This is a genomic window from Streptomyces sp. NTD91, assembly GCF_059510455.1.
The window spans coordinates 38,485-60,231 of sequence record NZ_JCAJZW010000037.1; the positions used below are offsets into that span (position 1 = coordinate 38,485).

19 protein-coding genes are annotated in these 21,747 nt (G+C 68.4%); 13 read left to right on the forward strand and 6 right to left on the reverse strand.

The window, feature by feature from the left end; translation table 11 throughout:
- Positions 1–92: 92 nt before the first annotated feature.
- On the reverse strand, positions 93–1,190 hold the full coding sequence (locus tag AC5WRT_RS29490) for an integrase core domain-containing protein (protein ID WP_496100791.1): 1,098 nt from the start codon (positions 1,188–1,190) through the stop codon (positions 93–95).
- Between the two features lie 47 nt (positions 1,191–1,237).
- Here AC5WRT_RS29490 and AC5WRT_RS29495 point away from each other — a divergent pair, with 47 nt between their 5' ends.
- From AC5WRT_RS29495 to AC5WRT_RS29545, 11 genes are all read left to right on the forward strand, one after another.
- On the forward strand, positions 1,238–1,378 hold the full coding sequence (locus AC5WRT_RS29495) for a hypothetical protein (RefSeq protein WP_496097231.1): 141 nt from the start codon (positions 1,238–1,240) through the stop codon (positions 1,376–1,378).
- 1,423 nt (positions 1,379–2,801) lie between these two features.
- Positions 2,802–3,923 carry a histidinol-phosphate transaminase gene (locus AC5WRT_RS29500; protein ID WP_496100792.1) on the forward strand — a complete coding sequence of 374 codons (1,122 nt, stop codon included), beginning with the start codon at positions 2,802–2,804 and terminating at the stop codon, positions 3,921–3,923.
- Positions 3,924–4,289: 366 nt separating this feature from the next.
- Positions 4,290–5,048 (forward strand): class I SAM-dependent methyltransferase, encoded by a 759-nt coding sequence (locus tag AC5WRT_RS29505; RefSeq protein ID WP_496097190.1) that lies wholly within the window; start codon positions 4,290–4,292, stop codon positions 5,046–5,048.
- Entirely contained in the window at positions 5,045–6,304 is a 1,260-nt protein-coding gene (ectB, locus tag AC5WRT_RS29510; RefSeq protein WP_496100781.1) for a diaminobutyrate--2-oxoglutarate transaminase, read from the forward strand. The genes AC5WRT_RS29505 and ectB (AC5WRT_RS29510) overlap by 4 nt, the downstream gene beginning before the upstream one ends.
- A gap of 12 nt (positions 6,305–6,316) precedes the next feature.
- Entirely contained in the window at positions 6,317–7,312 is a 996-nt protein-coding gene (locus AC5WRT_RS29515; protein ID WP_496097188.1) for an isopenicillin N synthase family dioxygenase, read from the forward strand.
- 3 nt (positions 7,313–7,315) lie between these two features.
- Positions 7,316–7,996: a 7-cyano-7-deazaguanine synthase gene (locus AC5WRT_RS29520; protein ID WP_496097187.1), complete on the forward strand. Its 681-nt coding sequence runs from the start codon at positions 7,316–7,318 to the stop codon at positions 7,994–7,996.
- Positions 7,997–8,048: 52 nt separating this feature from the next.
- On the forward strand, positions 8,049–8,762 hold the full coding sequence (locus AC5WRT_RS29525) for a 7-carboxy-7-deazaguanine synthase QueE (protein ID WP_496097186.1): 714 nt from the start codon (positions 8,049–8,051) through the stop codon (positions 8,760–8,762).
- A gap of 39 nt (positions 8,763–8,801) precedes the next feature.
- The gene (locus AC5WRT_RS29530; RefSeq protein ID WP_496097185.1) at positions 8,802–9,164 is read left to right on the forward strand and encodes a 6-pyruvoyl trahydropterin synthase family protein; all 363 of its coding nucleotides are present in this window, start codon (positions 8,802–8,804) and stop codon (positions 9,162–9,164) included.
- A gap of 83 nt (positions 9,165–9,247) precedes the next feature.
- On the forward strand, positions 9,248–9,841 hold the full coding sequence (gene folE, locus AC5WRT_RS29535; protein ID WP_496100782.1) for a GTP cyclohydrolase I: 594 nt from the start codon (positions 9,248–9,250) through the stop codon (positions 9,839–9,841).
- A gap of 95 nt (positions 9,842–9,936) precedes the next feature.
- Positions 9,937–11,385: a helix-turn-helix domain-containing protein gene (locus AC5WRT_RS29540; protein WP_496097183.1), complete on the forward strand. Its 1,449-nt coding sequence runs from the start codon at positions 9,937–9,939 to the stop codon at positions 11,383–11,385.
- A gap of 28 nt (positions 11,386–11,413) precedes the next feature.
- Positions 11,414–12,274, forward strand: a complete 861-nt coding sequence (locus tag AC5WRT_RS29545; protein ID WP_496100783.1) for a fumarylacetoacetate hydrolase family protein — start codon at positions 11,414–11,416, stop codon at positions 12,272–12,274.
- A gap of 347 nt (positions 12,275–12,621) precedes the next feature.
- Here the strand turns inward: AC5WRT_RS29545 and AC5WRT_RS29550 are convergent, their stop codons facing one another.
- Both AC5WRT_RS29550 and AC5WRT_RS29555 read right to left on the reverse strand, forming a co-directional pair.
- Positions 12,622–13,905, reverse strand: a complete 1,284-nt coding sequence (locus AC5WRT_RS29550; protein WP_496097181.1) for an ATP-grasp domain-containing protein — start codon at positions 13,903–13,905, stop codon at positions 12,622–12,624.
- A 70-nt stretch (positions 13,906–13,975) separates the two neighbouring features.
- Complete coding sequence (locus AC5WRT_RS29555; protein WP_496100784.1) at positions 13,976–15,010, reverse strand: hydroxymethylglutaryl-CoA lyase-like TIM-barrel protein; 1,035 nt, start codon at positions 15,008–15,010, stop codon at positions 13,976–13,978.
- Between the two features lie 283 nt (positions 15,011–15,293).
- Here AC5WRT_RS29555 and ectB (AC5WRT_RS29560) point away from each other — a divergent pair, with 283 nt between their 5' ends.
- Positions 15,294–16,547: a diaminobutyrate--2-oxoglutarate transaminase gene (ectB, locus tag AC5WRT_RS29560; RefSeq protein WP_496100785.1), complete on the forward strand. Its 1,254-nt coding sequence runs from the start codon at positions 15,294–15,296 to the stop codon at positions 16,545–16,547.
- A gap of 123 nt (positions 16,548–16,670) precedes the next feature.
- On the opposite strand, the gene AC5WRT_RS29565 is transcribed toward ectB (AC5WRT_RS29560), so the two are convergent.
- The 3 genes from AC5WRT_RS29565 to AC5WRT_RS29575 form a co-directional block, all read right to left on the reverse strand.
- On the reverse strand, positions 16,671–17,321 hold the full coding sequence (locus AC5WRT_RS29565; protein ID WP_496100786.1) for a cyclase family protein: 651 nt from the start codon (positions 17,319–17,321) through the stop codon (positions 16,671–16,673).
- Positions 17,322–17,387: 66 nt separating this feature from the next.
- The gene (locus AC5WRT_RS29570; protein WP_496097225.1) at positions 17,388–18,392 is read right to left on the reverse strand and encodes a TauD/TfdA family dioxygenase; all 1,005 of its coding nucleotides are present in this window, start codon (positions 18,390–18,392) and stop codon (positions 17,388–17,390) included.
- A gap of 5 nt (positions 18,393–18,397) precedes the next feature.
- On the reverse strand, positions 18,398–20,320 hold the full coding sequence (locus AC5WRT_RS29575; RefSeq protein ID WP_496097177.1) for a methylaspartate mutase subunit E: 1,923 nt from the start codon (positions 20,318–20,320) through the stop codon (positions 18,398–18,400).
- 240 nt (positions 20,321–20,560) lie between these two features.
- Here AC5WRT_RS29575 and AC5WRT_RS29580 point away from each other — a divergent pair, with 240 nt between their 5' ends.
- Positions 20,561–21,475, forward strand: coding sequence for a phytanoyl-CoA dioxygenase family protein (locus AC5WRT_RS29580; protein ID WP_496100787.1), 915 nt, complete (start codon positions 20,561–20,563; stop codon positions 21,473–21,475).
- Positions 21,476–21,747 lie beyond the last annotated feature (272 nt).

A 21,747-nucleotide genomic window follows, 5' to 3' on the forward strand; every position in this document is an offset into this window, starting at 1 on the left:
ACGGTCGCGGTCCTCATTGCGTGTTCGTACCTGATGGTGATGCCCAGGGCGTCGTAGAGCGGTGCGGCTGCCGAATATGTCATCCGGCCAGGTCAGGCGGCGTGGCGGTATTCGTGGATCACTCCGGCGAGCCGGTCTCGGCGGCGTATGGCCAGACGGGAGATGCGCCCGGGATCGGTGATTGGTTCGGGTACCGCACGCAGTGGCGCGGCCTGGTTCATCGCTTGATGGGGCCGGTGGCTGTCGTGATGCTCTTCGAACTGGCGGAGTACGTGGCGCAGGTGGCGCTCGTTCCAGACGAGAGTGCGGTCCAGGAGTTCGTGGCGGCAGGTCTGGACCCAGCGCTCCATGATGGCATTCATGCGCGGCATCCGAACGCCGGTGAGCACGACCTGGATGTCGGCCTCGCCCAGGATCTGGTCGAAGAGTGTCGGGAACTTCGCGTCCCGGTCCCGGATCAGATACTTGACGCTGGTCCGGGCGTCCTCCAGGTCCATCACCAGGTTTCGTGCGGCCTGGCTTACCCGTTGCGCGGTGGGGTGTGCCGTGGTGCCGAGGATCCGGATGCGGCGGGTGGCGTGCTCGATGACCGCGAGGATGTACTGGCGCTGGCCGGTCAGGGTGACGATCTCGATGAAGTCGCAGGCCAGGACCGCGTCGGCTTGGGAGCGCAGGAAGCCGGCCCAGGTCGTGGCGGCCCGGTCGGGTGCGGGGTCGATGCCCTCGATCTTGAGGATCTCCCATACGGTGGAGGCGGCGATGCTGACGCCGAGCGTGGCGAGTTCGCCGTGCACCCTGCGGTAGCCCCACGACGGGTTCTCCCGGACCAGGCGCAGGATCAGGATGCGGATCGAGCGAACGGTGGGCGGGCGGCCCGGCCTATTGGGTCGGCAGGTGCGGGCGTGGCGCTGCTCGATCAGGTCGCGGTGCCATCGCAGTACGGTGTCGGGTTGGACCAGCAACCGCAGCAGACGCAGAACCTGACGCGGCAGCGGCACCAGCAGAGCGGCGAGGAAGGCTCGGTCTTCCAAGGCGAACTTCACCCGGCCCTCCCCGAGCTGCCGCTCGAGGACCATGATCTGGTGGCGCAGGACGAGAAACTCAGCGTCCTTGTCGCGCTCACTCATCGGTAACAGCCGCAGCACGGGGAAAGCGTTGGTGATGGTCAGGTGGGCGAGACGAAGCAACACGAGTGCTAATCCTGCCTCAGCGCCGAGCAAGTCCCTGAGCTGCATGGATGACATTCTCGGCAGCTGCACTGTCCCGCACGGACGCGGACCGCGCCCACTTCGGCGTCGCCCTCTACGTGGACTTCGCCGCGACGGCGGCGGACTGGGCGGCGTACCGCGACGACTGGGTGCGTCGACTCGACGGCTGATCGTAGAGGGAATTTGATTGTCGATTGAGGCTCTGGCCGTGATCAGGTTGGGATCGACACGTGGAGCGGCCCCTGTGTCACCACGACTGTATCGTCCGCCGTCAACTCCCCCTGGGGCACTCCTTGTAGGGATACGGAACAAGGCGCACCTCACCCGTCCTCGCAGGACATGGGAACGCCGTTCGCTTCGCGGTGCGGGCTCTCGCCGCTGATCGGTCGTCCAGGTTCGTCTTCACGCACTGACCAACGGGCGCCCTTCGTCATGGTTGCGATCAACACCCACATCGGACACATTCATCCAGGCCCGCTCTGAGCTGGCAGACGGCGATTGAGGGAGCAGGATCGTTGATCGGTGCGGCTACCTCGTTCAGCACGAGGTCCTGGCCCGGTAGCGGTACCGATGCGGACGCGGGACGGCAGTGGACACACAGGAGAGCCGGTGCCGCCGACATCGCCGACCAACTCACCTCGCCCTCGGCAGCGGCCAGAACGCACTCGAAAAACTCCGCCGCGCCGTAAGGCGCGTACCGCGCGCGGCGACCGTAATGCGGCGGCAGAAAAGAGGCAGTTGGCGGAGTGAAAGTGCCCCCTGATATGTCTCTTCTTTCCTTGTGATGCCCAGTGGCAGAGTGCGAGACTGACCAGAGGACATTGGGTGCGGAAAGAATCCCCGCACCCGCCACCGGGTCAGGTATTGCCGGGAATATGGCCACCGGGTCGATAGGACAGGTCCCGGCAATGCCGTGCTGCACCGCAACGGCAAGATCTGGCTTCGCCCTGGCCCGGTGGGGCGAGCACGTGCCCGCCATGGCCCCGGACGGCCGCCCGGCTCAGGCGCGGTCCGCCCAGCATGTCGTCTCCGAAAGGAACCACAGTGCCGCACGCCGAGACCTCGGGCGGGGTCCGCATCGCCTACCGGATCCGCGGGGACGGGCCCCCGGCTCGTGCTGCTCGCCGGCCAGGCGAACGACCACCGCTGGTGGGACGGCGTGCGCGACGACTTCGCCGACCCGCGGAGCACGGTCACGGTCGGCCACCGGGGTACGGGTGAGAGCGCCAAGCCTCATCCGCACTGCTCCACCGGGGGATTCGCCCACGAGGTGGCCACGGTCTCGACGAACTGGACGTGGACTGTGCGGACGCCCACGGCATGTCCATGAGCGGGCGCGTCGCCCAGTGCCTGGCCGCCGCCGCTGCCGGCAGGTGCGTGCCCTCGTGCTCGGCTGCACCTCAGCCGGCGACCGGCACGCCGTCCACCGCGGCGCGGACGTCCGCGGATCCCTGACCAAGTCCGATCCGGCCCCGGGCGCGACGCGCTGCCGGAGCTGATGTACACCCCGCGCCCGTCACTCCTGCTTCGAGGAGTGCGGTGACCTCGCCAGGCCCGCTCGTCCTCGAATTCCTCGACCAGAAAGTGCCCCCGGTGACCCGCATCGACGATCTGCCCGTCCGCGACGAGCTGCGCGGACAGACCCCTTACGGCGCGCCCGAACTGGATGTCCCGGTACGCCTGAACGTCAACGAGAACCCCTACCCGCTGCCGGAGCCGCTGGTGCGGGCGATGGCGGAACGGGTGCGCGAGGTCGCGGGCGGGCTCAACCGTTATCCGGACCGGAACGCCCTGGAGCTGAGGGCCGGGCTGGCCGGGTACGTGACACGCGTCACCGGTCACTCGGTGGACGCCCGGCGGGTGTGGGCTGCCAACGGGTCCAACGAGGTGCTCCAGCAGTTGTTCCAGGCGTTCGGCGGGCCGGGCCGCCGCGCCCTCGGCTTCGAGCCGTCGTACACGATGCACGCGCTGATCGCTCGCAACAGCGGTACGGCGTGGGTCTCCTGCACGCGGGACCGGGACTTCGGCATCGATCTGCGCGCCGCACGCGAGGCTCTCGCCGGGCAACGGCCCCACCTCGTCCTCATCACCTCCCCGAACAATCCGACCGGTGCCGCCGTGCCCGCGGAAACCGTGCTCGAGGTGTACGACACGGCGCAGCAAGCCCGTCCGTGCATGGTCATCGTGGACGAGGCGTACGGGGAGTTCTCCGACCGACCGTCCCTGGTGCCGCTGATCGAGGGCCGGCCCCACCTCGTGGTCACCCGCACGATGTCCAAGGCCTTCGGTGCCGCGGGGCTGCGAGTGGGCTATCTGGTCGCCGCACCCGCCGTGGTCGACGCGGTGCAACTCGTACGCCTTCCCTACCACTTGTCGTCCGTGACCCAGGCGCTCGCCATGGCGGCGCTCGAGCACTCCGACACGCTGTTGGCCTACGTGGAACAGCTCAAGGATGAACGGCGCCGCGTCGTGGACGAGTTGACCGCCATCGGCTACGAGGCCGACGAATCCGACGCACCCTTCGTACAGTTCGGCGCCTTCGACGACACCCGCCGGGCGTGGCAGGCCCTGCTCGACCACGGAGTCCTGGTCCGCGACAACGGCGTACCGAGTCGACTGCGCGCCTCTGTGGGGACACCAGCGGAGAACGACGCCTTTTTGCAGGCGGCCCGCGCGGTGTGGAAGGAGACGACGGCGGTACGCACGCCCCACTGAGCTGGTAGCGGCTGAGCGAGCACGGCCTGTAGGCGTGGATCCCCACCCCCTGCCCGCGGAGTACGGGTGCCCCGCCGGTGGGGGACGTGCAGACCGGGGGCGCGAACCATACCCGGGACCCTGCGTGTTGTCCCGTCGGCGCGGCCTCTGGCGCCGGCCCGCACCCATCCTTGCCCGAGAGTTCTGTACGGACGGACATTGTTGGCGATCCCGGTCCGAGCAAGAATCGCTGCAGGGAAATAACAGCGCGAGGCCGAAAAAGCTTCGACCCGGTATTTCCGCACAGACGGCCGGGCGCAATACGGCCCACGTGCCGAACGGATTCCGCGCAATAACTCCGCGGAACCGATCAGACCAAGGTAGGTGATGATGAACCCGGATTTCTACTCGCGGGTCGCCGACGAGTTCGGCGAATACACCAGCGGGGGGCTGCGTACCGACGTCTTTCCGGACGGTGACCCAGAGGCCGCGTTCGACGAGCTGGCGAGGGGCCTGTGCGGTTCCGACGGCCGGCTGGTCGACGTCGGCTGCGCCGACGGACGCAGTCTGCTGAGGGTCGCGCCGGCGTTCGGCAGCGTGCTCGGCATCGACCTGTCGGCGTCGATGCTGAGGTCCGCCGAGCGCAGGCGTGAGGAGGCGGGACTGGTCAACGTCAGGTTCGAGCGGCGCGATGCCTCCCGCACCGGCCTTCCTGACGGGGAGGCCGACGTGCTCACGTCCCGACGCGGACCGTTGTTCCCGGGAGAGTTCCGCAGGGTGCTCAGGACCGGCGGTCATCTGCTCTACATGGGCATCGGCGAGACGGACGCTCGCGAGCTGAAGGAGAGTTTCGGCCGGGGCCAGCTCTACGGCCGCTGGGACGGCAGGCCGGTGATGGACGAGGTGGTCGAGGAGCTCACCGGGGCGGGCTTCGTGGTGGAGCTGCAACAGTCCTTCCGGACCGAGGAGTTCTACCACTCGCCGGTCGAACTCGACAGGTTCCTGCGCCAGGTGCCGATCTTCGAGGACTACGACACGGTGGCGGACCGGGTTCCGTTCGAGCGCTATGTGGCCGCGGCCGGCAGCGACCGTGGTGTCCGGCTCGACCGGCACTGGTTCGTGGTCCAGGCACGGACGGCGACATGACGATCTTCGCCGACCTCGAGTCCGAGGTCCGCAGCTACAGCCGGCTGTGGCCGGTCGTGTTCGACCGGGCGGAGGGCAGCCGGCTGTTCTCCGAGGACGGTCGGCCCTACCTTGACTTCTTCGCCGGTGCGGGTGCGCTCAACTACGGTCACAACGACGCCTTCCTCAAGCAGGCCCTGCTGGACTACATTGCCCGGAACGGGATCTCGCACGCCCTAGACATGTGCACCGTGGCGAAACGGGACTTCCTCGAGACCTTCCGGGACGTCGTCCTGACGCCGCGCGGGCTGCCGTACAAGGTGGTATTCCCCGGTCCGGGCGGTGCGAATGCGGTCGAGGCGGCTCTGAAGCTCGCCCGTCGGGTCACCGGACGGCAGACGGTGGTGAGCTTCACCAACTCCTTCCACGGGATGACCCTGGGGACCCTCGCGGTCAGCGGCAACGCGGCGAAGCGTGCGGCCGCCGGCGTGAGTCTGACCTTGACGACCGCGATGCCCTTCGACGGCTACCCGGGCATCGGCGACGCCGGCCCCCGCTATCTCGACCGGCTGTTGTCCGACGGGGGCAGCGGCCTGGACCGGCCCGCCGCCGTCATCGTGGAGACCGTTCAGGGCGAGGGCGGATTGAGGGGCGCCGGTGCGGACTGGCTGCGCGATCTCGCCGGGGTGTGCGAACGGCACGAGGTGTTGCTCATCGTGGACGACGTCCAGATGGGCTGCGGCCGCACAGGACCGTTCTTCAGCTTCGAGGACGCCGGCATCACCCCCGACATCGTGTGTCTGTCCAAGTCCATCGGAGGGTTCGGCCTTCCTCTGGCGCTCACGCTCATCCGGCCGGAACTGGATGTCTGGAAGCCGGGCGACCACAACGGGACGTTCCGCGGTGTCAATCCGGCCTTCGTAACCGGAGCGCAGGCACTGCGGTCGTACTGGAGTGACGGGACGCTGGAGAAGTCCACCCGCGAGCGGGGGGAGCGGATCGCGGCGGCGCTGGGCGCCCTTGCCGCCGAGCACCCCGAGGCGGACCTGGAGGTCCGGGGCCGTGGGTTCGCCGCCGGGCTGCGGTTCGCGGCACCCGGCGCGGCGCGCGCGGTCTGCGTCGCGGCCTTCGAGAACGGCCTGCTGATGGAGACGTCCGGTGCGGCCGGTGACGTGGCGAAGCTGCTGCCCCCGCTGACCATCAGCGACGACGACCTGGACGAAGGTCTCGACATCATCCGTACGTGCGTGGGCTCGGTACTCGCACGGAGCAAATGAGAGGTCACGGCTGTGCCAGGCAGAATTCCCGAAGTCGACCTCGAGGCATGGCGCAGGGCGTCCGACGCCGACCGCGCCCCGATCTCCGCGGAGCTGGACGCCGCGCTGCGCAGCACCGGAATGTTCCTCGTGTCCGGGCACGGTGTCCCGCAGGCCGTGACCGACGCGTTCCGGATCGCCGCCAAGCGGTTCTTCGTTCTGCGCAAGGAGGTCAAGGACCAGTACGCCATCGAGGCCGCATACGAGGGCGGGTGGCTCGAGATGCATCCCCCCGGCGGAGTCGGGGTGCCGGTGCGCGAGGGCGAGGAGGCCCCGAGCGCGCCGGATCTGCACGAGTCGTTCTACGTGGGGCCGGGTCACCGTACCGGCGACGAGCAGCGGGACCGGTACAACTATCCGGCGAACCGCTGGCCGGTCGAGCTGCCGGAGTTGCGGACGGCCGCGGAGGCGTACACCACGCACATGGTGCGGGTGGTGCAGGCGGTCAACGAGGTGCTCGCTGTCACACTGGGGCTGCCGGAGGACTTCTTCACCTCGCGCGCGCAGAGGGCGACGTGGACGCAGAACGCCAGCTGGTACCCGTCCTATGCGAGCATCGAGAAGGTCGCTCGCGGCCAGTTCCGCAACGGGCCGCACACCGACCTCGGCACCGTCACGTTGCTGAGCCGTCAGCCCGGTGTCGGCGGGTTGCAGGCGTGGAACGAGGAGGACGGCTGGTTCTCACCGTCGTACAGCCCGGACTCGCTCGTCGTCAATCTCGGTGACCTGATGGAGCAGTGGACCGATGGGCGCTGGCGGGCGCTGAAGCACCGTGTGCTGCCGCCCAGCCCGGCGGCTCCGGATGAGGAACTCCTGTCGCTGGTCTTCTTCTTCGAGACCGACCCCGACACTCTGATCGAGCCGTTGGCCGCTCCGGTCGGTGGGGGCCGGGGACTGCCGCCGGCGTACGCGCGGCGGACGGTCCTCGAGAAGCTCGGCGTCTCGCCCGACTCCGTCCCGGTGGGGTGAGCCATGAGCAGAATCGTTACGGTGGTGTCCGGCGGGATCGACTCGGTCACCATGGCGCACCACCTCGCCGCCGAGGGCCACGACCTTCACGTTCTGGCCGTCGACTACGGCCAACGCCACCGCAGGGAACTGGAGTTCGCTGCCGCTGCCGCGGAACGGCTCGGTGCCCCGTACGAGCAGGTCGATCTGCGCTCGCTGCGGAGCGTCATGCGCGGATCGTCGCTGACGGATCCGTCCGTGGCCGTCCCCCGCCCGGACCGGCCGGTCGGCGGGAATCCGAACATCGTGCCGAACCGGAACGCCGTGCTGCTGTCGGTGGCCTTCGCCCTGGCGGTCACCGTGCAGGCGGATGCCGTTGCGTTCGGCGTCATGGCCGAGGACGTCGGCCCGTCCGACACTTCCTTGGAGTTCCTGCGGCTGTTCCTCGCGATGGAGCGGGTGGCGACCAAGGGTTCGCTCGCGCCCGAGGTGGACCTGCTCGCTCCGCTGATCGAACTGCCGAAGACGGGAGTCGTCCTGCTCGGCGAGAAGCTCGGCGTGCCCTGGGACCGGACGTGGACGTGCTTCCGTGGCGAGGACATGCACTGCGGTGCGTGTGCGGCGTGTGTGGAGCGACGCGGGGCGTTCGCGGATCTGGGCATCACGGACCCGACGGTCTACCGCGAAGCGTGGACCCCGCGGTGACCGGTGCCGGCCGCCTCACCGGTGGACTCGATAGGGAAGGAGGCGGTGCCGTGTGGAACCGGAGCTGGTAGTCAACGAGATCTTCGGCCCCACCGTCCAGGGTGAGGGCCGGTCCATGGGGCGCCGGTGCGCGTTCCTGCGACTCGGCGGCTGCAACCTGTCGTGTACGTGGTGCGACACGCCCTACACGTGGGACTGGACCGGGGCGGGCGACTCCGGGGTCGCGTACGACCCTCGCAAGGAGTTGCACCGCCGTCCGGTCAGCGAGGTGGCCGAGGAACTCCTCGCGTTCGGTGTCGGGCTGATCGTCGTCTCCGGCGGCGAGCCGCTCGGGCAGCAGAACCGGCTGGTACCGCTGGTCGAGTTGCTCACGGCACGTGGTCTGGAGATCGAGATCGAGACCAACGGCACGCACGCCGCGGACCCGGCCCTGGTAGCCGCCGGAGTGCGCTTCAACGTCTCGCCGAAACTCGCTCACTCGGGCGATCCGGCCGATCGGCGGATCGTTCCGCACGCGTTGAAGAGCCTGGCGGTGACGGAAGGCACCACGTTCAAGTTCGTCTGCCGTAACACCGCCGACCTGGACGAGGTGGCCGGACTGGTCGAGGAGTTCGGTCTGGGCTCGGTCTGGATCATGCCGAAGGGGCAGACAGGTGCCGAGGTGGGCCGGCACCTGGCCGAACTGGCCGACGCGGTGATCGCACGAGGCTGGAATCTCACAACACGCCTGCACACGTTGGTGTGGGGCGACACGCGAGGTGTCTGAACGCGTGGCCGAACCAAACGATAAGGACGAATCGGAGACATGACGCTGCGGATCACGAAAAGGTTCGAGTTCTCGGCCAGCCATCAACTTTCCGGCCTGGCCGAGGGACACCAGTGTGCCCGGCTGCACGGCCACAACTACGTCGTTGAGCTGGAGTTGAGCGCCGACCTGACGGCGCTGACACCGACGGGGTTCGTCCGTGACTACGGCGAGTTGGTCCCCTTCAAGTCGTGGCTCGACCAGACGCTCGACCACCGCCACCTCAACGAGGTGGTGGACACCAACCCCACCGCCGAGAACCTGGCGGTGTGGCTCTACGAGCGCTGGTCGAAGGAGTTCCCGGAGCTGACATCCGTGCGGATCTCCGAAACCCCCAAGACGTGGGCTGAGTACCGGCCCTGAAACGCAGGCCGGCCGGGCAGACCGGCCGCCCGTTCATCGCAATCGAGCAACGGCCGTGCCGGTCGGACTGGAAAGGTGCCTGAATGTCTGTGACGACGTGGGTGCAGGAGGGCGACGTCGACTCGGAGGAGCCGCGTGAGGAGGATCCACTGGTCGCACTCGCCCGGCAACTCCTGAAAGAGATCGGGGAGGATCCCGACCGCGATGGGCTGCGCGATACGCCGACGCGCTTCGCCCGCTGGTGGCGCGAATTCATCAACTACGAACCGGGTTCGATCGGCACCCTGTTCGAGTCGATCGGGACCCAGCAGTTGGTGGTCGTCTCGGACATCCAGGTCTGGTCCCTCTGCGAGCACCACCTGTTGCCGTTCAACTGCTCGGTGATGATCGCCTACCGGCCGGCCGAGCAGCTGCTGGGCCTGTCGAAGTTCGCCCGGATCGCCCATCGGCACGCGCACAAGCTCCAGGTGCAGGAGCGGCTGGTGTCCGAGATCGCCGAGGACGTCGCCGTGCTCAGCGGCTCGAAGGACGTGGCCGTCATCGCCAAGGGCGAGCACTTGTGCATGACGATGCGCGGCATCAAGGCGGCCGCCCAGATGACCTCGACCGCCTACCGCGGGGCCTTCGGCGAGGACGCCGCGCTCCGGGCCGAGATGTTCAACCTGCTGCGCCCCTGAAACCGATCCGCACCACTGAGACCTGTACGGGGCCGCGCCAGCGGCCCCGTACACCGATCCGGGGCCGCTGGCGCGGCCCCCGAGGAGCATGTGCCATGGAAACACCATCGGTGTCGGGAATCGGCCGGATCTCCACTCGGCCTTCGGGGCGGGAGACGCCGATGACCCTGCGCCGCGAACCGAGCGCCGCCGGCGAGTCGATCAAGCGGAATATCCCGATCGGATTCCGTGAGGGCTGGGCCGACGGCGGCGGGGCGGGGGCCGCGCCCTTCGGCCGGCGACTCCGCGACCTGCGGCTCCAGGTAGGACTGTCCCAGGAGCAGCTGGCGCGCTCCAGCACCCTCAGCATTCGAGCGATACGCGACCTGGAGAACGGCAGGGTACGGCAACCCAGGGCGGACTCCCTGCGTCTTCTCGCCGACGCCCTCGGCCTCAGCGCCTTCCAGATGAACCGGCTGGCACACGACCATTCGCCCGGCTTCCTGGCGAGGGCGGCCGAGCCGGCCGTGAGCGGCCCGTTCATCGGGCGGGAGCAGGAGCTGGCGGCGCTGACGACGATGCTCGGCGCCGGGCACCACCGCCTGATCACGATCACCGGGATCGAGGGCGTCGGCAAGACACGGCTCGCGCTGGAGGTGGCGCACGCACTGGAGGCAGCCGAGCACTCGACGATCTTCTGGCTTCCCCTCGACGGCGACCCGCTCCGAAGCGGAAGGGTGCCGGTGGGGCGTCCGGAGCAACCCACATGGCTGCGCGAGTTGGTGCACTCCGGATCCGACAGCCGCCGGCGCCTCGCCGACACCATCGGGGAGTCGAACGGCCTCCTCGTCCTCGACGGTGCCCGACCGGAGGACGAGCCGGCGGACATCACAGCCGATCTCGTGGCCGCATGCCCCCGTTTGCGGATCCTGGTCACGACGAGGAACCCCGCCGGCATGCCCTTCGACACCCTCTTCCCCCTCGCGCCGCTTCCGGTGCCCCCGTCCCACACCGAACCTGCGGACCTGGAGGAAGTGGCTTCTGTGGCGCTGTTGCTCGCCCAGTTGAAACGAATCCAGCCGGCCTTCCGTCCCGACGCCCATATCCTCGCGGACGTCGCCCGGATCTGCCGCGCACTCGACGGCCTTCCCGCTGCTCTCGAATCCGCTGCCCACTGGAGCTTGGTCTACTCCCTGCGGCAGCTCGCCCACCAACTCACCACTGAGCCGCTCACCGTGGCGCGACGCCCCCCCGCCGGCCGCCGGCAGCCGGAGGCCTACGCCTCGGTCCACCACATCATCGCCACCCTGAGCACCCGGCAGCGTGACCTGCTGTCGACCATGTCGCACAGGACGTCTCCCGAGGCGGACGGTTACTGGTCGATACCCGAGGTGGCGGACAAGACAGGTCTGACGGCTGCGGAATGCGCCGACGACATCTACCACCTTCTCATCCTCGGTGTCCTGCGCCGCGTCGACCACCACGACGTGGCGATGTTCAGGGCACTCAACATCGTCAGCATCGCCGGGGAGAAGGCGATGGCCGAGCAGAACGCAGCCGCGTGATCTGCGCACGACCAGGAAGGACGTAACAGTGCGACTCTGCACTCTCCAGACCGAGACCGGTGAGGACGTCGGCCTATCGGTGCCCGGCGGTGTCGCCGCGCTGAGCCTCATCAACGCGACCGCAGGAACCAGCTACGGCCCCACCATGCTGGACATCATCCAGAAGGGCGAGGCCGTCGCGCTCGCGGCCACCGTCGCCCCCCTTTCCGGCCCCAGCGTGCCGGTCATGGAGGCCGAGCCGGTATTCGGGCCGCTGTACCGGTGTCCGCCCAAGCTGTGGGGTGTGGGCCTGAACTACCTGCGCCACGCCGACGACCTAGGCGTACGGCAGCCGACCGACGCTCCCGGCTCCTATCTGCGCCCGTCCTCCACGGTGATCGGGTACGGCGACGACATCCTGCTCCCCGGCCAGTCGCAGCGCGTCACCGCCGAGGCCGAGCTCGGCGTGGTCATCGGAACCACCTGCCGCGACGTCGCGCCGGAGAACGCCTCGTCCGTCATCTTCGGCTACACCACGGTCCTGGACATGACCGCCGAGGACGCGATCCGGGTCAACGCCCGCCACATCCCCTGGGCGAAGGCCTTCGACACCTTCTGCAGCCTCGGCCCCTGGGTCGTCACCCCGGACGAGATCCCCGACCTCTCCGCCGTGCGGATCTCCACCGTCGTCAACGGGAGGACGATCGCGTCCAACCAGGTGTCCGCGATGATGTACGACCCCTATTGGCAGGTCGGCTACTTCTCCGGCAGCATGGTCCTCGAAGCCGGAAGCGTGATCGCCACGGGAACCCCCGGCGCCGGCGTCATCCACGACGGCGACACGGTGGAAGCCCGTGTCGAAGGCGTCGGTGACCTCCGCAACACCGTCAGGCTCAGGTCCGCCGAGTAACACCTGGCCGAGCGGGTCCGAACCGCCGCTGCCCGCCGCCGGCCGGTCGGCGGCGGCATGCAGCTCCATGGGTGTCGACGCCGCCGGCATCCGCCACCGTGCGGGGTGCCGGCGCTCAACGCCCGGCCAGCGCACCGGGGTCCGATCCCGAGGCCGAGCCCCAGCTTGTCCTTCCGATCGGCCCGGTGAGAGCACGAGCGGCGGTTTCCGCAGGCCCCGCCCGGGCCACGGTCCGGCGGACCGCCACTCGTCGAGCCGGGCCGACGTCGCTCCGGCCGGGACCAACCCTGTGCACGGGCTCGGCAAGCGATCCGGGTCCCTGCGCCGACCCACGCGCCCGGACGCCCTCAGCCCGCGGCGACGGTGCCCGGTGCCGCCGTGGTCAGGCCGGCGGGGTCGGGTGCGATCTCCAGCCTGACCGTCTGCCGCGCGACGGCCATGGTGCGCAGCACGGTCTCCCGGTCCGGGCCGTGGACCGAGGCGCTGACCGGAATGCACATGCTGTGGTGAGTGACCGGCACGTGGTCCCCCGGCCGGAACTCCACGAGCACGTCGGCGACGCCGGGCAGGGCGTTCAGCTCGTCCAGCCCATGCACGGCCACCAGCGTGCCGGGCGCGTCGTCGTTGCGAAGGACGACCGAGCCCAGCACGGCCCTGAACCCGTGATCCCCGTCGATCATCTTCGGACGGCGGCCGAGGAAGCATTCCACGGCGTCGCGGAACGGCCGGAGGTCGGAGTGTCTCGCCCACATCGGAACCGCGGGGCCGCCCGAGAACCGGGCCGCGAGCTCGATCAGGTAGACGTCGTCCGCGTCGCACTTGACCTCGATGTGGCCAGGTCCCTGACGGATGCCGAACGCGTCGAGCACCTGCCGGCAGAACCGTTCCACCCGGCCATGGTCGGGATGTGCGCCATCGATCTGGATGATGTCCCACAGGGGGAAGTCGTAGTCGCGGTCGTCGGGCCGCCGGTACTCCCAGATGTCGATCAGGCGGTGCTCGCCGTCAGCGCTGAGGAAGTTCACCGCGTACTCGCGCCCGCGTATGTAGCGCTCCACCAGCCATTCGGTGACCGGCTGACCGAGCCGGTCCACCGTCCACACCTTGTCCGCCTCGCCCAGCGCCGCAGCGTCACTGACCACCGAAACGCCGTAGGAACCCGTTCCCATCGTCTGCTTCACGATGACGGGAAATCCGATGTCCCCTGCTGCCTGTGCCACTTCTCGGGGCGAGTGGACCAGCCGGAACTCCGGCACGCGCAGTCCCGTCTGCGCGGCCCTGACCCGCATTTCCGCCTTGTTGCGCCGGGCCCAGCCCAGAGCGGGGTCGTTTCCGGGCAACCCGAGCCGCGCCGCGATCTCGTCGGCCACGTGGAGGCTCGAACCATTGGCGGGGACGACGGCACGCACGTCGAACCCGGCCGAACGAATCTGCCGGACGGCGTCGTCCGCGTCGCTGACCCGGAGCGACATCTCGTCGTCGAGATCGGCCTGCCGGCTCGCGACTGCGGAGAGACCCGTGAACAGCGAGAGCACCTCGAAACCGAGCTCGCGTACGGCGGTCTCGTACTCCCGTCCGTTGCCGGTCCTGGTGGGGTCGATCAGCAGGATCACTTGGTCTTTGGGTTCCACGGAAGCTCTTCTCGGGCCATGCGTACGAATGGTCAGGGGGCGGTGTCGCCGACGCCCGCGGCGACGGCGGCTAGCGCGCGGCCATGGCGTTGGCGGCTTTCAGCACCATGTCTTCCGCGGGGCGGACCCGGTCGATGTCGGCGACCGCGGCCATCAGCTCGAAGACGTCGACGTTCGCGGTCTTCGCGCACCTGCTGATCAGCGGGAAGAAGCTGGAGTGTGTGCGAGTGATCCCGCCGACGAGCTGGTACGTGCGGTCGTCGTGCAGTCGCTCCAGCGGGCGGATGACGGACTCGCTCAGCTCCGCCAGAGCCCGGAAGTCGTAGGTGCCGCGCCGGCCCTGGGCATGCAGGGTCGCTGCGAACGTCTCCGTGACGGTGTTGCCGGCTCCGCGGCCGATGCCGTCGAGCGTCGTGTCGACGAACTGCGCCCCGCTCATCGCTGCGGCGAGCGAGTTGGCGTTGGCCAGGCTCAGGTTGTCGTGCCCGTGGAAGCCCAGCGGAATCGCCACCGACCGGCCGACCTTCTCGAACAGCTCGGTGACGTCCGACGGCAGGTAACCACCCACCGAGTCGACGAGGTAGACGGTGTCAGCGCCGTACTCCGCGCACTGCCGGACCGCGTCCGTGACACCGTCGGTGCCGAGCACGTTCGTCTTCATGAGGTTGGCGAACGTCGTGATGCCGAGGTCCTTGGCGAGGGCGATGAAAGCCTCGGCCGGTGCGACGTCGGTGATGTCCACTCCGACCCGGACGAACCGCATGCCGGCGGCCACGGCCTGTCTGAGGTGATCCAGCTCGGCGATTCCCGGGATGCAGAACATTCCCCAACTCGCGTGCGTCAGCGTCTCGGACGCGATGGCGAAGCACCGTGCGTCGGAGACACGGGTGGGATGAGGCGTGCACACGGCGGCGTTGAGGCCCATTCCATGACCCAGCTCGACGAACCGGACACCCGATCCCTCAAGACCGGCCAGGACGCTCCTGATCGTACCCTCGGTGAAATTGAAGTCCACGGCGTAGCTGCCGTCGCGGAGCGTGCAGTCCAGAACTTCGACTGTGGACGACTGCCCGTCCTCGGCGGCCATCGGCGATGTCTCTGACATTGAACACCTCAAGCAGAGAAGTATGGAAAATGCGCTGCGTCGACACTAGCCGAGAACCGCACGTCTGACAGCGGCAGAAACCCGGCAGAAAGAAGCACATTGAGGGGCTCAACTGCCTCTCCGGGCAGTGAGGAATTCCTTGCGGCAAGGGACTCTGCCGTGTACCAATTGGCAGGGTAAGGGGCCAAGCGGCACCGAGTCCTCAAACCATCTCCCAGCCTTTTGCCTCATGCTCGTTACAGGTGGGCCAAGGCGGATGTGCGCTCGGGAAGGGGAATGCGAGATGACGATTTTCACCACGCTGGAGTCCGAGGTGCGCAGGTACAGCCGCCTGTGGCCGGTCGTGTTCGACCGGGCCGAAGGCAGTCGGCTGTACGCCGAGGACGGCACCGCCTACCTCGACTTCTTCGCCGGTGCGGGCGCCCTCAACTACGGGCACAACAACCCGGTGCTCAAACAGGTGTTGCTGGACTACATCCAGCGGAACGGTGTATCGCACGCGCTGGACATGTTCACCGTGGCGAAGCGTGACTTCCTGCAAGCGCTGCAGGACCTGGTGCTCGTCCCGCGGGGACTGGAATACAAGGTGGTGTTCCCCGGGCCCGGCGGTGCCAACGCGGTGGAGGCGGCACTGAAGCTGGCCCGCCGGGTGACCGGTCGGCAGACGGTGGTGAGCTTCACCAACTCCTTTCACGGGATGACCCTGGGAGCGCTGGCGATCAGCGGCAACGCGACCAAGCGTGCCGCGGCCGGAGTGCCGCTGACCCATGTGAATCCGCTGCCGTACGCGGGATATCTGGACGACGTCGAGTCGGGACCGCGCTACCTGGACCGGCTGTTGTCCGACGCGGGCAGCGGGTTCGACCGGCCCGCCGCCGTGGTCGTGGAGACCGTGCAGGGCGAGGGGGGGCTCAACACGGCCGGCACGCAGTGGCTGCGCGATCTCGCCGAGGTCTGCCGCCGGCACGACGTACTGCTCATCGCGGACGACGTGCAGATGGGTTGCGGCCGGACCGGGCCCTTCTTCAGCTTCGAGGACGCGCAGATCGTGCCGGACATGGTCTGCCTGTCCAAGTCCATCGGCGGTTACGGTCTGGCGCTGGCGCTGACGCTCGTCCGGCCGGATCTGGACGTGTGGAAGCCGGGTGACCACAGCGGAACGTTCCGCGGTGTGAGCTCTTCGTTCGTGACCGGGGCGCAGGCACTGCACTCGTACTGGAGCGACGCGGCACTGGAGGATTCCACTCGGGTCCGGGGCAGCCGAGTCCTCGAAGCTTTGACCGAACTGGCCGGGGCCGACCCGGATCTCGACGTCCGCGGCCGCGGTCTCGCGATCGGGCTGCGGTTGCGCGTCCCGGGACTGGCGCACCAGGTCTGTGCGGAGGCGTTCGAACGCGGGCTCCTTGTGGAGACCTCCGGCGCACGGGGCGACGTGGTGAAGCTGATGCCTGCGCTGACCATCGGCGACGACGACCTGGACGAGGGCCTGGACATCATTCGGACCTGCGTGAGTGCCGTGCGTGCGCAGGCCGCATGAGCAGACGGCGTGCACGGGGTCCGGAACGAAAGGCCGGGTGCGGTCAGCCGCACCCGGCTACAGCCGGTGACGCCCTCGGCCCCAGGACCGGTTGCCCCGCGAGCGACCGGCCGGACCCGCCCGTCAGCCCAGCACGGCCAGCACCCGGGCCGGCGCGCCGTCGCCGCCGTGGAGGTTGAGCACGCCGAGGAACAGCGTGCACCAGCGGTCGGAGATCTCGCGCAGCACGAGGTTCTCCGCGATCAGCGTGCCGGCCGCCAGCAGCGTGCGGTGCACGTCGTAGGGGAAGTTCGGCGGGCGCATGCTCATCGGCAGGTCAGGACTGATCGTGTCCATGCCGATCAATCGGAGTCCCTTGGCCACGACCCACTCGGCCGCGTCGACCGCGAGGTACGGATGCCTGTCCACGTAGGCCGGTTCGGCGTAGCGGTCGTCCCAGCCGGTGCGGATCAGCAGGGCGTCACCGGGTTCGAGGTCATCGGCGGCCTTCAGGTCGGCCGCCGTGATCGGAGTGGGGCCGTCCCGCAGTATCTCGAGGCAGTACGCCCGGCCGACCAGCGCCGAGGGCGGCACCTGGTCGAGCGTGGCGCCGTCCTCGACGAAGTGCGACGGGGCGTCCACGTGGGTGCCAATGTGGGTCGGCATGTTGAGTCGCATGACCCGCATCCGGTGTTCCGCCCATGTGCTGGCGGGCGTGAACTCGGGCGGCGGGACCGTGCGCGCGTGCGGCATGCCCGGTTCCAGCGCGTGCGAGAGGTCGACTGTACGTGACATGGGGTGCTTTCTCCTTCGACGTGACGGCGCGATGGGGGCTCGTGCGGCGCGTGAACCTGCCGCGGCCTAACTGGCCCGCCCCTCGTCCTGTACGCCGTAGATGCGGCGCAACCTGCGGCTGGAGGTGGCTTCTTCGAACGGCCGGCGGCCGTGCAGCATCCGCCGGTTGTCCCACAGCAGGCCGACGCCACGTTCGAGCAGCACGGCCTGCGCGTCCGCCGCCGCAGCGGACGAGACCTTGTCGAATGCGTCCATGGCCGCGACGAGCTCCGGCGGCACTGGTGCGCCCTCGGTCGCGAAGGCCTGCTCGATGTACATGCGGACGTAACGCAGCTCGTAGCCGTTGGCTGTGGGCGTCAGCACGGGCTGCCGTTTGATCTTGATGCCCGCCATCTGGTCCTTGACATCGAAGGGCACGGGCCGGCTCAGTTCGGCGACGTGTTCCGGGTCGATCCGGGTCAGCTGCTCGACCAGGCCGTCGACGTCCATCAGCAGCGTCTCCCCACCCGTCGCCGCGGACAGACCGAACAGGAAGGCGACGTCGGGCAGCTGCGGCAGCAAGGTGCCGTCGGTGTGATAGTTGCCCGCTTTGTTGGAATTGGAGTAGTGGCTGGTCTCCGCGGCTCCGGCCTTCACCTCGACGGGGTAGATGAGTTCGCCGGAACTGTACTGCGGGACCGGCCGGAAGATCGCTGTGAAGAAGTTCCAGTAAAGGGTGCAGATGTCGTGGTCGCTCAGTCCTTCCGGGGCGATCCGCACGACGGCACCGCCCGCGTCCCCGCGAATCGCTGCCAGGATCTGGTCACCCAGCGCCCGGATCTCCGCGCTGCTCGTCCGGAACGCCTCCGTCGGCCAGCCGTCCAGGGGAGTGTCCACGGCTATATCCCGCGCCAGCAGCGCCGAGGCCGCCGCGCCGGGGATCGTGAACTCCGGGATCGTGAATTCCTTCGCCATCTTGACTGTCCATTTCTGTGATGAGGTCAGGTCACGTCTGACACATACCTGCGCGAGATTTCGATCGGAAAGCAGTACCGGGTCGGTGACTGTTGCCTGGCAATGGCGTGAGTGCATGTCCCTCACGCGTCGAGCGGCCACCTTCGATAGTGTCCCGACGGCAGGCGCAGCACATCACGTTCGACGAGTTGCCAGTCGCTGCGCACCGGTGGCTGCTCGGTCCTGCGGCGTTCGCTCATCCGGCTCCGATGGAAGTCGATCACATCGGCGCTGAACCTGAGCCGGCCGGTGTTCAGATAGCGCACCGCGCCCTGGACGTCCCGAGCCGTCAGCACCTCGCCACGGTTGTGGACGCTGGGTGAGAAGGGAACGTCCAGGTAACCGAGCGCGAACGCCTTCACCACGCCCTCCGTGAGGCTGCCGTCGCCGGCCACCAGGACACTCTCCAGGATCTGGTCCACCTCTTCCCGCAGGACGGTGGCCTCCTCGCGTACCGTCCGCTCGTCCACCTCGATGCCGTCCGCCTCCACCGCGCCGAGCCGGCTCAGGTGCAGTCCCTCCTCGTTGTCGGACACCGACGGGATCGTGGTCGCTTCGACCGGCGTCTTGACGATCAGCCGGGAGGCCCCGGACAGCCGGCCGGTGGCGGCCGAGGCCACGATCAACTGCGTCGCCCGCGCCCGGTCCTGCGGAAACGCCGCCATGTGCTGGTGGAACACGGTGTTGACCTGAATTCCTGGATATCCCAGGTTGGCCAGATACTTCTGGCCCAGTTCGTGCAGGACCCTGATCGCCGCGATGTCCTGGGATCGATTGCCTTGTTCGGCGTAACCGAGTGACACCGATCCTACGCCCTGACTGGCCGCGAGCATTGCCTCGATCACGTTGACGACGATCGCCAGACTCGGCGGTATCAGGACCGCGGTGAGGGTGCCGAAAAATTCACGATCGACAACCACACCGAACTTCTCACGGTACAGGCCGACCAGCCGGTCGACGTACTGCCACCTGCGGAGCGACTGCGCCAGTGAGTAGTCCTTGAAGTAAGGAATGTTGTACGTAATCGCGCCACCCTCGAAGCCGGTGGTGCCACCGGCACACGAAATCTCGGCGAGGAGTCGTGGGTCACGTGTGCTGTGACGGGTCTGCAGCGGCGTCCGTACCTCTGCGGCCAACTGCCGGAGAACGTCGACTCCGTGGTTCACCATGGGAAAACCATTGAGCGTGGAGCTGCCGCGTTCCCGGCTCTCCGCAATCGCTTCTCCGGCCTTCTGATAGTCGTTGTTCCTGGTCAGTGAATCGATCTGGTACGACAGCACGTCTGCGCCGGCCCGCCGCAGGGCCACGAAGGCCGTGCGCTGCTCGCCGGCGAGCGCCACGCCGGAGCGTGGCTGCACCAGAAACGGTCGCTCCGCGCGGGGCCGAGGCAAGTGCGCACGCGCGAACGACGGCTGCTGCCGCAGGAGAAACGCCGCGTTGTCCGCCAGGTCCCGCGCCCGCGCACCGGTCGGCCAGGATTCCAGCACCTCGGGTCGCTGCTGTTGCAACTCGGCCGCGGTGAGCCGCTGGTCCGGCGGCGCCGTGCCCGGCTGGGCGGGCCAGGGGCGGGCGGAGGGTCTGCCGCGCACTGCGGGACGCCTGGTCAAGAGGTCCTCGTCCAGGACCGAGAGAATGGTCGGAATATCGACGTAGGTCGGGAAAACCCGCCGAAAGCCCAGGCGGTACGCTTCACCGCGTATCCGTTCGGAACTGCCCACGTCGAGGTTTCCACCGGCATACCAGATGGCATCGATGTCGGGGTACCTGAGCCTCAGGTCCGGGAACCTCTTCAGGTAGTGGCGCAGATGGCCGTCCATACACGAGATCATCACGACATCCGCGTCGGCGGCGTTCCTGAAAAAATCGTCCAGGTTGTTCTGCGTGCCCATGAAGTGGACTGCATGGCCTGCCGCGCTGATGGCGTGCTTCAGCAGGGTGAGACCGACCGAATGAGCATCGGCGCCGATCCCGCCGAGCACGATCGATCTAGGCGTCGGCAAACTCATGGTTTTTACTCCGTTACCTTCTGGCGGAGGGGAGCGGTGCAAGTGAAGACACTAACCAAGAAGTGCACAAATGCCAGCGGCAGAAGCCCGGCAGAAGCCCGGCAGAAGAGTGCACTTTGAGTGGCCCAACTGCCTCTTCGGGTGGCCGGACATGGCTTGCGGCACATGGCGGACGACGTGTACGAATTGGAGCGCAAGAATCTCCTGGAGCTACAAGGCTACGGTGCGGAGGGTTACTAGATGGGCAGCGTCCTCAGCCAAAGTCAGGTCAATTTCTACCGTGAGAACGGGTTCTGTGTCGTTGACGGGATATTCGACACCGAGCTGGTCGAGAAGGCGCGATCCGTCGTCGACGGCCTGCTCTCCTCCGCCGACCTCGCCCGTGTGGCCGAGGCAGAGCCGGAGGACTCCACCAAGGCGCGCCGCATCTGGGCCCCGACCTCGCGCGACGAGCTCTTCGCAGACATCGCGCAGGACACCCGGCTCCTCGACGCGGTTGAGCAGCTGATCGGTCCCGACATCGTGCTGCAGTACTCGAAGCTCAACGTGAAGCCGCCGCGTGTGGGCAGCGTCGTCGAGTGGCACCAGGACTTCGCGTTCTACCCCCACACGAACACCGACCTGGTCGCCACGCTGATCTATCTCGACGACGCGACCCGGGAGAACGCCTGCCTGCGGGTCGTCCCCGGTTCACACAGGCACGGCCTCCTCGACCACGAGTCGGAGGGCTACTTCGTGGGCAAGGTCTCGTCGCCGGCGGACGTGGGCCTGGATGACTCGGCGACCGTCGACTGCGAGGGGTCCGCGGGATCGGTGGTGTTCATCCACCCCCTGCTTCTGCACTCGTCGGAGAAGAACCTCTCGGACATGTACCGCCGCGTCTTCATCCCGTCGTACCGCGCGGCCGACGCCCTCCCCGTCTACTACGGTCCGCACGCCGCGCACAACGAGCCGACGGCCAAGCTCGTGCGCGGAAGTGCGTCCAGGACCGTGCGCAGCGAGGCCGGTTTGTGGCGGCTCCCCATCGCCGCGGCGGAGTTCAACTCTCTGTACCAGGTCCAGGAAGGCTCCCACATGAACGAGGGCACGAAGTCGTCCACCGGATACTTCTCCCACGAGTACGGCGCGGAGGAAGCGGTGGGCGCCTCGATGTGAGCCGGCGACACCGGCTGCCGACTGCCGCGCCCACCGCGGCGGTTGCCCCGCGGTTCCCGGCACGCCGCGGCACCGAGCCGGCCTCCCGGCCCGTCCGGTGGCCGACACCGGCCTGGCGCGGCACCGCTGCGGCCGGATGCACACACCCGGGGGGCCTGGTGATGCAGGCAGCAACCCGACCCGGCCCTGCGCGAAGGGCCTGAGCAAGCCGCCGGCCGGGACGGCCGCGGGCGGCGGGAAACCCGGTCGCGAGGGTCGCCGAGCGTCCCCGA